The organism is candidate division WOR-3 bacterium (assembly GCA_016934535.1).
GTDB lineage: Bacteria > SDB-A > SDB-A > SDB-A > SDB-A > JAFGIG01.
This window is the reverse complement of the sequence record JAFGSQ010000067.1, coordinates 1-10,219: the sequence shown is the minus strand read 5'-3', so window position 1 is coordinate 10,219 and position 10,219 is coordinate 1. Positions and strand designations below refer to the sequence as shown.

Annotated in this window: 8 protein-coding genes and 1 tRNA gene; 4 read left to right on the top strand and 5 right to left on the bottom strand. The window is 44.1% G+C overall.

The features are described 5' to 3' along the window. Positions 1-11 precede the first annotated feature (11 nt). Positions 12-85 (bottom strand) — tRNA-Ile (locus JXL83_09505). 130 nt (positions 86-215) lie between these two features. On the opposite strand from JXL83_09505, the gene JXL83_09500 reads away from it, so the two are divergent. Continuing rightward, the gene (locus JXL83_09500; protein MBN2364353.1) at positions 216-1,055 is read left to right on the top strand and encodes a GNAT family N-acetyltransferase; all 840 of its coding nucleotides are present in this window, start codon (positions 216-218) and stop codon (positions 1,053-1,055) included. A gap of 2 nt (positions 1,056-1,057) precedes the next feature. Here the strand turns inward: JXL83_09500 and rfbB are convergent, their stop codons facing one another. Genes rfbB through JXL83_09480 form a run of 4 tightly spaced genes read right to left on the bottom strand, consistent with a single transcriptional unit; the run spans position 1,058 to position 5,845 of the window. Next, a complete protein-coding gene (gene rfbB, locus JXL83_09495; protein MBN2364352.1) occupies positions 1,058-2,062 on the bottom strand; it encodes a dTDP-glucose 4,6-dehydratase in 1,005 nt (334 codons plus the stop codon). Beyond that, on the bottom strand, positions 2,059-3,447 hold the full coding sequence (locus JXL83_09490) for a transglutaminase domain-containing protein (GenBank protein MBN2364351.1): 1,389 nt from the start codon (positions 3,445-3,447) through the stop codon (positions 2,059-2,061). Before JXL83_09490 ends, rfbB begins: the two co-directional genes overlap by 4 nt. After that, the gene (locus JXL83_09485) at positions 3,444-4,475 is read right to left on the bottom strand and encodes a hypothetical protein (GenBank protein ID MBN2364350.1); all 1,032 of its coding nucleotides are present in this window, start codon (positions 4,473-4,475) and stop codon (positions 3,444-3,446) included. The genes JXL83_09490 and JXL83_09485 overlap by 4 nt, the downstream gene beginning before the upstream one ends. Positions 4,476-4,498: 23 nt before the next feature. Further along, positions 4,499-5,845, bottom strand: a complete 1,347-nt coding sequence (locus JXL83_09480) for a hypothetical protein (GenBank protein ID MBN2364349.1) — start codon at positions 5,843-5,845, stop codon at positions 4,499-4,501. Between the two features lie 86 nt (positions 5,846-5,931). On the opposite strand from JXL83_09480, the gene gatE reads away from it, so the two are divergent. The 3 genes from gatE to JXL83_09465 form a co-directional block, all read left to right on the top strand. Next, positions 5,932-7,890 carry a Glu-tRNA(Gln) amidotransferase subunit GatE gene (gatE, locus tag JXL83_09475; GenBank protein ID MBN2364348.1) on the top strand — a complete coding sequence of 653 codons (1,959 nt, stop codon included), beginning with the start codon at positions 5,932-5,934 and terminating at the stop codon, positions 7,888-7,890. Then, positions 7,890-9,272, top strand: coding sequence for a Glu-tRNA(Gln) amidotransferase subunit GatD (gatD, locus tag JXL83_09470; protein ID MBN2364347.1), 1,383 nt, complete (start codon positions 7,890-7,892; stop codon positions 9,270-9,272). Before gatE ends, gatD begins: the two co-directional genes overlap by 1 nt. 9 nt (positions 9,273-9,281) lie before the next feature. Then, a partial coding sequence (locus tag JXL83_09465; protein MBN2364346.1) for a hypothetical protein occupies positions 9,282-10,219 on the top strand: 938 nt, incomplete at its 3' end.

Here is a 10,219-nt window from a genome sequence, read left to right as displayed (position 1 = left end):
TTAATTGTCAATGGGCCCGGTAGGACTCGAACCTACGACCACCTGATTATGAGTCAGATGCTCTAACCGACTGAGCTACGGACCCAATTCCGTCTAATTCTACAGGAATGAACAGCCGTGTCAAGAAAAAAACATCCCTGATGAATTCGCAAACTCCTTGTATAAAAGCGAATGATTTGATAAATTACTTTTTTAATAATCATACGGAGGTTTAAATGGATAAAAACTACACCCTCAGAGAATGCACTATAGATGATTTACCCTTCATAACAGACATATCAAAAAACACGTGGGACGGTCACGATTTTCTTGAAGACGTCTTCTCGGACTGGATCGAGGATGGGAATTTTTGGGCGCTGGAAAGCGAAAGGCGAGTCATCGGAACCGTAAAAATTTCAGTTTATCCCTGTAAAACAGCTTGGCTGGAAGGTTTACGTGTTCACAAGGATTATCAGAGTAAAGGTTGGGGAAGGATTCTCTACGATTTCACCGCTAAAAAAGCGGCTGAACTTCAATCGAACGGAACAGTGACTACTGCCGAATTCGCCACATACTATCTCAATGAAGAGTCGCTGTCTCTTTCTACAAGGGACGGTTTTCGTCTTGAAGAATCATTCACTTCTTTTTCTGCCGAAACTGATAAATTCGAACCTTGCGCAGAAGAGGAAATCAAGCAAGTTAATGATTTCAAACTCTTTGTCGAAAAATGCGGCTACCAAAAACACATACCTTTGGGCTGGGAATTTGTAAAAAAGTGTTCGGACACGCATATCTGGCTCGAAAGAAAAAGCTTAATGTTCAGTTACAAGGGAATGCTGTTTCTTCAGCCCAAGCACGCATTCAGGGACATCATGACTCCGCTCGTACCTGCAAGCGATTACACGCTCACTTTAATGCCCGCTTTCTCGAAAACAGCAAGAGGTTCAAACGAGGAATATCTGACCGTAATGATCCCCGGGTATTCAAAAGAAATGCTGAAAGAACTTAAAAAAATCGGTTTCAACACATGGCACGAGGGTAAGGAAGACGACGTTCTCGTAATGAAAAAATTCTGAGTTCACCACGCCGTCTCGTCAACTGAAGATTTTTTTATCAAATTCTTCCACCACTTTTCGTTTTCTCTGAACCATTCGACTGTGCGAGAAATTCCATCGTCGAAATCTATTTCAGGTTTCCATCCGAGCTCATTTCTGATTTTGGAGCTGTTTAAAAGATATCTTCTGTCGTGCCCCGGTCTGTCTTCGACGTAAGTTTTTGTTCCTTCAGGAGCGGATGTAAGTTTCATGAGAGTTTCAGCAATTTCTTCAACGCTCTTTTCAACCGAACTCCCTATGTTGTATGTCTCGCCAATTTTTCCTCTTTGGAGAACAGCATCTATTGCCGAGCAGTGATCCAGGACGTGAAGCCATTCTCTTTTGTTCGCACTGCTTCTGTAAACAGGGATTTTTCCCCCTTCGAATATTCTGGTTAAAAAAAGCGGTATTAGTTTTTCAGGATACTGATAGGGACCGTAATTGTTGCAGCAAACGGAAATTGTCGTTTTCAAACCGAAGACATTTTGATACGCCCGGACAGCATGATCCGCGGCGGCTTTTGAAGCGTTATATACTGTCTTTGGTCTGTATGGAGAACTCTCGGTGAACGAGCCGTTGTCATTTAAATCCATGTCTCCGTAAACTTCACAGGTGGAAATGTGATGGAACCTCTCCACGTACTCGAGCCTTGCGCATTCGAGCAAGTTTTGGGTTCCCATTGCGTTTGTTCTGAAAAAAACACCGGGGTCAAGAACGGAATAACTGTTGTGACTTTCCGCGGCGAAATTTATTACAGCCTCGGGTTTAAAGTTCTTCAAAACGCTTCTTACTCTTTCAGAATCGCATATGTCACCTTTTTCGAATACATAGGAGTATGAGCTTTTTTCCATGTCGCGCAGGTTTTCAGGATTTCCTGCGTAAGTCAGAAGGTCGTAATTCAATATTTCATCGGACGGATTCCTGATGAACCTTTGTCTTATATAGTTAGACCCGATAAAACCGGCTCCTCCCGTAACCATAAGTCTCATCTGTTTTCCTCCCTGAGAGTTTTTATCCATTCGCGAAGTTTTTCACCGATACCGAGATTGAATCCTGTCCTGACAAAGCATTTTTCAGGATCAGATGATAAACCGACGATCAAAGGGGTTTCAATATCTGTTCCGATTAGAAGTTCGTATTCCTCCTGTTCCAGAGAATGAAATAAAACCGGATCGGGAAGGTATATCCTGACGTTTTCAGCTTCCAGAGTTATTATTTCAAGCATCCTCTCAAACGGCTCGGATTCCACATCTCCGCAAATTATTACACAGGGCGTCTCCAAAGAAAGAGCGGAAAGGCGCTCGAATATTTGCGGGGGCAATTCATCGGTTTCACGGATCACGGGAAATTCAGGCTGTTCCAAGGCCATCTTCACGGTTTCTCCGGGCTCAACGTCAAACGTGAACATATTTACTGCCGCGGAACCGCTCTCGTCTCTCAACCCGGTTACAAACAAATACTCCCCTCTTCCGAGGCGAGCTGAAAATAATTCATCGGCTTCATCCGGAAAATCGAAATAATCAAAAACCTTTATGGCTCCTCCGCATACAATGCCGATCGAATAATCGCAGACGTCCGTTGAAAAAGAGTCCGGTTCAACCTGAACCGTTCCAGTCAATGCATAATTTTCTGTCAGCATTTCAATTTCACCGGCACCAAAAGCATAAACGGCGCTGACTCCGTACTTTTCATCGGGGTAAGTAAAATCGCCCGAAAATGAGGCGTCGTCAGGATAAAAAGGCACCCAGGAATTTGGGACGTATATCTCTATCCATTCGTAGCTTTTTTCTATCTTTGTCCCTGCCGGAAGAAAAACGAGTCTCGATGGAAAACCGAGGGATCTCAGGGCGGCAACAATAAAAATATTTGTCTCTCTCTCGGTAGCCGATTTTTCGTAAAAAATTCGCATCACGGATCTGCCTGGACCCAGAAGGTTAAACGAATCAGTTAAAAGAGACGAACGAGTCCAGTCGTTTATAACTCGAGCTGTTGTGATCGCGTCTTCAGAGATTGCCGTTTCACTTTCAAAAAACTCCTTGAGTAATTGTTTGTATGATGACGGCGGTTCGAAAAATATTCTGTAATCGAGCAGGTATTTGACAAAGATTGAATCGGGTAAAGATTTTTTCGCGAGTAATTCCATCGAACAATCTAGATTGCCACTGAAAAGCGCCGAATCAAATTCCAGAAGATCTATGCTGCCGAGTATTTCAAGGAGATTGAGCGCGTATCCGGCTTTTGTATCGTCGCCGATTGAATTCAGAAAAGACGCGACGTTAAACGCTTTTTCACCGGCTCTTTCGAATATATCATCGTTGGAAGGGTATAAAATCTGCGTCATACACAATAAAACCGCAAATAAATAAATTTTCATTTGATCCTCAGAAAAAACGACGTGTCCGTCCAGGAATAAGTTCCCAGATCGAGAAGGCAACGCACGGTGTCGGAGTCAAGCGGAGTATAAATACCGAATGCCGTTTTTCCTTTTTTTTCAGAAAAAGCAAACACGCTCACCAAACCCAGGGTCAAGGAATATAATCCGTCTTTTCCCGTGAATCCACCGGCAATTTCCCTCAATGCGCCCCAATTATAAACGCACACAGACACTCGCGCGCTTTCAGCTGGTTCTCCGTCTTCTGTAACAATAAATAAGAGAACGCCCGAAGGAGCGTAATTTCTAGTTCTGTTTATCAGCGAAGCGTCATGGTACTCTCTGACAATATCTTCATTTTCCGGTCTTCCCGGCGAAACGGCCAGAACAAGAGCCGTTTTTTCAAGATAATCGCTGAACCAGGTTTCATCGAGAACGGCGCCTTCGTCTATGTAATGCCATTCTCCGCCGACAAAAACCTCCGTCCATGCGTGATTGTTGTCCGTGAAAGACCAATAAGGGACATAAACCTGCCGGGCCGGAATACCGAATGTCCTGCAGACTGACGCGGAAAAAATCATCAGTTCTTCGCACCTTCCGTAACCCGAATAATAAGTCTCCAAAGGCCCCTGGTCCCTCCTCGACGTCTGTTTGAATTTCAAAACAGAAGAAGACCATCTGAATATTGTCTCCGCGGCTGAAGCAGAGTTTTGACAGGTGTCAAGGCTGTCGGCGAGGATATCATAAAAAAATGGCCTGTAATCTTCAAGGGGTTCCTGAGAAAGCCTCGGATAAAGGACGTATCTTTTTCTAATGTCTTCAGGAATTTCGTCGGACCACTCATATCTTTCAGCAGACTTTAGGTAATATTCGACCGAATGAAATATGACGAGGCTCTCTTCCGAGCCTATAACTTTTTCCTGTATATTCTCCATGATCCATCCGATGTCGTCTGAGAACTGATCGGTAGAGGTGACCGGTTCACGCCCTGCATAAAAGAGAACAAAGAGTATAAGATTCAGAACGGACATGCGGATGAATCAAAAAATACTTTTCAGAACTGGTACCAAGCCGTGATCTTTGTAACAATCAAAAAAGACTTGTCTCCCGAGATCAAATATGGTTCGTCAAAAAGAATTTTGTCGTCGACAACAAAATTGATTTTAAGGTCTTCGAGAACAGTTATCTCCGCCCCGAGATCGAATGAAATTTCCCTTTCAAAACCGGTTTTCTTTTGTAGAGTTTTTCTCAGGACGTAAGATCCTCCGTCCAGCTCAGCGTATGATCTTTCTACGTCAGACGACGTGTATTTTATAGAGTAATTCACAGAAGCGTTGGCGCTCAGCCATTTCCATATAAAGAAATTAGCCGAAAAGTACATCTGGGGAAAAGTGTACTCGTCAATAGTCGCTTTTCCCGGCAGTGTTCTGAAAATAGTGTCGGCTGCCATATCCGTGAAAACCGTGTCCATTTGGAATTCGTTCACGGTTCTTGTGTAAATAAAATTTACTCCGACGCTGAACGAATTCGGGATTCCCATGTCGTCAAAAGCTAGACCCGTAGTCAATGAGTATTTGTTTCTTTCGTTTTCCGGATTTAGCGCGTGTCCCAGTTCTCGCGATGAAAAATTCTCACTGCCGTTATCATAGTTGAATGAAAGAGTCGGCAATGTTATGTATCTTGTCTGGTCTATCCATTTTTTGTACTGAAAATTTAAATTCGCGCTGGTGTAAGTGTTTTCGAAATCGACGAAATTAGTGTCGTTTAAAGTGTCGACAATCTCAAAATCGGAATTCCACGTCAGATAGTCAAAGCCTGCTGTGATGTAGTAACTTTTATTGTCTATCCCTAAAATCGCTCCGAATGAATTTGAACTCGGTTCTGCTTTTATGTGGCTCTGAGTCAGGAAATAATCGTATTCGCTTTCCTGGGATTTGGAACCGAAATGCACATTGAGCCCCGCTCCCCCGCCGAACATATTTCTGGATACGATGACGTCGACCAGATAAGTCGGCGGTTTTATCGAATCGAGCATGTAAGGGAATACATCGTTGGGCGCAGATATCCTGGGTCTGAAATACGTCGTGTCGAACGGGTAACCGCCCAAATACTGCTTTCTGTTGGCGGCGAGCCCGATGTAATTTTTACCGAGACGGTAATGCAGGAATCCCCATCTGTCGGTTCCCGGGAATCTTTCTCCGTACTCAACACCGACGGCGTTTTTTTCGATGGCTTTCTGATATGTATAGAGGTAGCCGGGATTATACCAGGGCGTAGTAATCTCACAGCCTTCAACTCCTGAAAAACAACCAACTCCCGGTATACATACTCCGGCATAAAAAGCCGCCGGCAAAAGTAACATTAAAACCGCCGCGAAAACTTTGTAAATTTCTTTCGTCATTTTAACCTCTTTTGTTCGGGCAATTGCATTTGCTTTGTACCTGATTTTGATATATAGTCATCAATCCTATAATAACAGAAGATTTTATGCAAGATTATTTCAATCGTGAAGAAAACATACAAAAAACAAGGGCTTTGACCGGCTACGTCCCTTACAAAAGCGCCGTCAATGACACTTATACGTCACTGGGTTTCAAATGCGGTCTCGAAGTCCATCAACAGCTTTTAACAGATAAAAAACTGTTCTGCCGCTGTCCGGCGGGAATTTATTTTGAACCCGGATATTTCGAAGCTGAACTGATCAGGCACATGCGGCCCACTTTGAGCGAACTGGGTGAATACGACGGTACGGCTCTGATGGAATTCAAAACGAGAAAAAAAATAATATACAGAATAAGAAAAGAAACGACTTGTACTTACGAAATTGACGACACACCCCCTTTTTCAGTCAATTTAAACGCATTGGACATAGCCGTTGAGATAGCCTGTCTTTTGAGGACAAACATTGTCGGAGAACTTCACATTACGAGAAAGCAATATCTCGACGGAAGCATACCTACGGGATTTCAAAGGACGGCAATAGTAGGCATTGAAGGCAAAATCCCTCTCAAAAACAAAGACGTGAGAATTATTCAGCTCAGCCTTGAAGAGGATTCTTGCAGGGAAGTCTCGGATTTCAGGCACGACAGGATTTACACGACAGACAGGCTCGGAATGCCTCTCATCGAAACAGTGACTTATCCGGACATGCTCGATCCCCTCGAGGTCGTCGAAGCCGGTCAATACATAAGATTCCTGACCAGAAGCACCGGAAAAGTAAGAACGGGCATCGGAGCGACGAGGCAGGACGTCAATGTCAGCGTCTCAGGCGGAACACGCGTCGAACTTAAGGGAATATCCAAAATAAGTTACTTCCCGTGGCTGGTTCACAATGAGGCATTCCGCCAGAAAGCTCTGCTCGAAATACAAAAAATCCTTATAAAACGTTTCGGAAACAAAAAAAACTGGCATATTTTTTCCGCGGCAATAGATCCGGACAGACTCGATCTTCCCCATTCACACACGAAAGCTTACGGCAGGGAAATTTTATCCGCCCGCGCGATTCGCCTGCCGGGATTCGAAGGAATTCTTTCCTTCTTCACATCACCCGGAAAGGATTTTTCTGACGAATTGAGCGGAAGGCTTAAAGTCATCGCCGGTTTGGAAAAACCCAACCTCATTCATTCCGAAGACGGTCAATTCAGTCAAAATAAAAAAATGCTCAACGAAATATCGAGAGCTTTGCACTGCGAAAGAGGAGATTCTGTTCTTGTATTCTGGGGACCAGAGGAAGACATGAAAACCGCTCTCGAGGCCGTTGAAGAAAGATGTCTTCTTCTGTTCGACGGTGTTCCCGGTGAAACGAGAAAAGGCATGCCCGACGGAACGACGATTTTCGAAAGAGTTCTTCCCGGTCCTGACAGAATGTACCCGGACACTGATTCAGCTCCCATCCCCCTTGAAAACACATATGTAGAAAATATTGAAGCCAAGCTCCCAGTGCCGGTAAAAGAAAGATTTGATCAACTCGACTCCTGGGATGCCCCCGAAGACGTTAAAAATTATATGCTCAAGAAAAATCTCATGCCTGTGCTCGAAGAAATTAATTTACTTTTCGGAATTCATCAGAAATTTCTCTCGTGCCTGTTCGGACATTTCATTAAAAATCTCGAAGGTAAAACCGGTAAAAATTTCCCTTACGTCAGATTATCCGAGATTTTCAGCCACATGCAGTCTCATTCCATAAATTTCGAAAAGATACGCGATGTTTCAAAAATACTAATCGAAAATCCTAACATGGAAATTGAATCACTTTTTGCACTTTCGGGTTTCGTCAGAACAGAAAAAAACGAAATACTCTCTCTTGTCCCGGAACTCAGGAAAAACTTTTCAAAAATAAGGAAATCAAAAGACGAAAAAGCCGAAAGCAGATGGCTCATGGGAAAATTAAAAACAGTTTCTTTGGGCAACATCCCGCTCAGAGAATTGAACGCGGAGATTTCTTAATGCTAGAGATTTACAAAGGATACAGAGGAGCCTCACTCAAAGTCCTTAAAAAATTCAACGTGCCCGTATGGACAGATGCCGTCGTCAAGACAAATAGAGGCGAATTCAGAGGTATAATACTCCCCAGATCGGTAAACGACGACGACAGGCACATTGTATTAAAAATTCCCAGCGGCTATAACATAGGTATATCAGCTGACATCATCGCGGCTATCGAGGACGTCGGGTACAAAGAGGCTCACTACAAAATTCCCGAAAAGGAATTCCCGTTCTCGCCTGATAAACCCGCCATAAAATTATTCGGAACCGGCGGCACTATCGCCTCCAGACTCGACTACAGAACAGGCGCAGTGATACCCGCTTTTTCTCCGGGAGAACTTTACGGAGCGGTTCCGGAACTGGCTGACATCTGCAACCTCACGACTGAAAAACTTTTTGCCGTATTCAGCGAGAATATGGGTCCCCAGCAGTATAAAACACTCGCCATCGCGATAGGAGAAGAAATAAAGAAAGGAACTCAGGGCATAGTCATTGGTCACGGCACGGACACGATGCACCACACGGCCGCCGCACTCTCTTTCATGGTCCAGAACTCACCTGTCCCTATAGTCATGGTCGGATCGCAGAGATCCTCCGACAGGCCGTCTTCCGACGCCGCCCTCAACCTGATTCACGCCGTAAAAACCGCCGCTGAATCAGACATTGCAGAAGTTATGGTCTGTATGTTCGGTCCGACATCAGACAAATTCGGACTGCTTCACAGCGGGACGAGAGTTAGAAAAATGCACTCCTCATACCGTTCGACTTTCAGGACCATAGGCGACATTCCGATAGCTATGGTCGACAGAGATAAAATAACGCCTATCAGAAAGACGTACAAAAAAAGAAGATCCGACAAAACGGCTAACATAATCCCTTTTTTCGAAGAAAAAGTCGCCATGATTTATTATTATCCGAACATGGCTCCCGACATGATAGATTCACTTGTCGACAACGGATACAAGGGTATTATCATCATTGGAACCGGTCTCGGTCACGTCAACAAACCTCTTTATCCTGCCATAGAGAGAGCGGCAAAAAAGAATGTCGCGATGTTCATGACCGTTCAAACGCTTTGGGGATACGTTCACATGTTCGTTTACGACACGGGCAGAGACCTAATGAGCTTGGGGGTCGTGCCTGCAGAAAACATGCTGCCGGAAGTGGCCTACATAAAATTAGGATGGGCGCTCGGTCAGACAAGCGACTTGGATGAAGTCAAAAAGATAATGCTATCACCGGTTTCTGATGAGATTACGGAAAGGGAACCTTACAACGGGTATCTCATATTTCAGGGCGGGATTCCGGAAATTGAAGATTTTTTGAGCAAAATCCACAAATAGCTGACTGTTATGCCTGATTTCACTTATTACACAGCCGTAGATCAGATTTTCCATGCTGACTGGATGGCGGAGAGATTTTACAGATTCGAAATGATGAAAGAAATTCTTGGCGAGATATGGCATGGAAAACACCCGACAAAATTCATTCAAATAGCCGGAACGAGCGGCAAAGGATCGGTTTGCCGTTTTCTGGAAGCCTCTTTCTCCGTAAATCACAAAACAGGATCGTTCACAAATCCACATCTTTTCGACTTCAGGGAAAGATTTTCCGTCCAGGGTAAAACAGTCGAGGCTCGAGAGATTACCGAAGTATGGGAAAATAAACTTCTGCCCCTTTGTTTGAAGCGTTATTCAAAAAATCCACAGACTCCCCTGTCGTTCAGCGAGATATGCGTTCTCGCAGCTCTGTTGATTTTCGAGAAGCACGGCGTAGAGTGGGCTTTTCTTGAAACCGGCTGCGGCGGAAGATACGAAAGGCTCACGGCAGTGGACGTTGAAGCCGCAGTCATTACTTCCGTAGGTTACGATCATCCTTTGAGCCTCGGAGAGCAGAAATGGCAAAGGGCGTCTGAAAAAGCCGGAATCATAAGAAAAAACAGACCTTTATTCACCGGAGAAACAGACGAAGAGACATTGGAGATATTCAGGCAATTCTGCCGTAAAAATGAAACCGAAATGTTCGTTTTGGATGAAGAAAACACAAAGATGATCCGTGATTACGCCAGCAAATCAGAAAAAGATTCAAAATTGTTTGGACAGGAGCATCAAATAGCAAACGCCTCTCTTTCGCTTAAAATTTTCCGGCATTTCTGCGGAGACAATAAAATTTCCGAAGCTCTTTATAAAATGGGCAATTTGAGTTTTGCGGGAAGATTCGAAGAGATTTCTTCAGGTGTTTTTATAGACATAGCCCACAACGAAAATAAGATCGAAGCCCTTTCCAAACA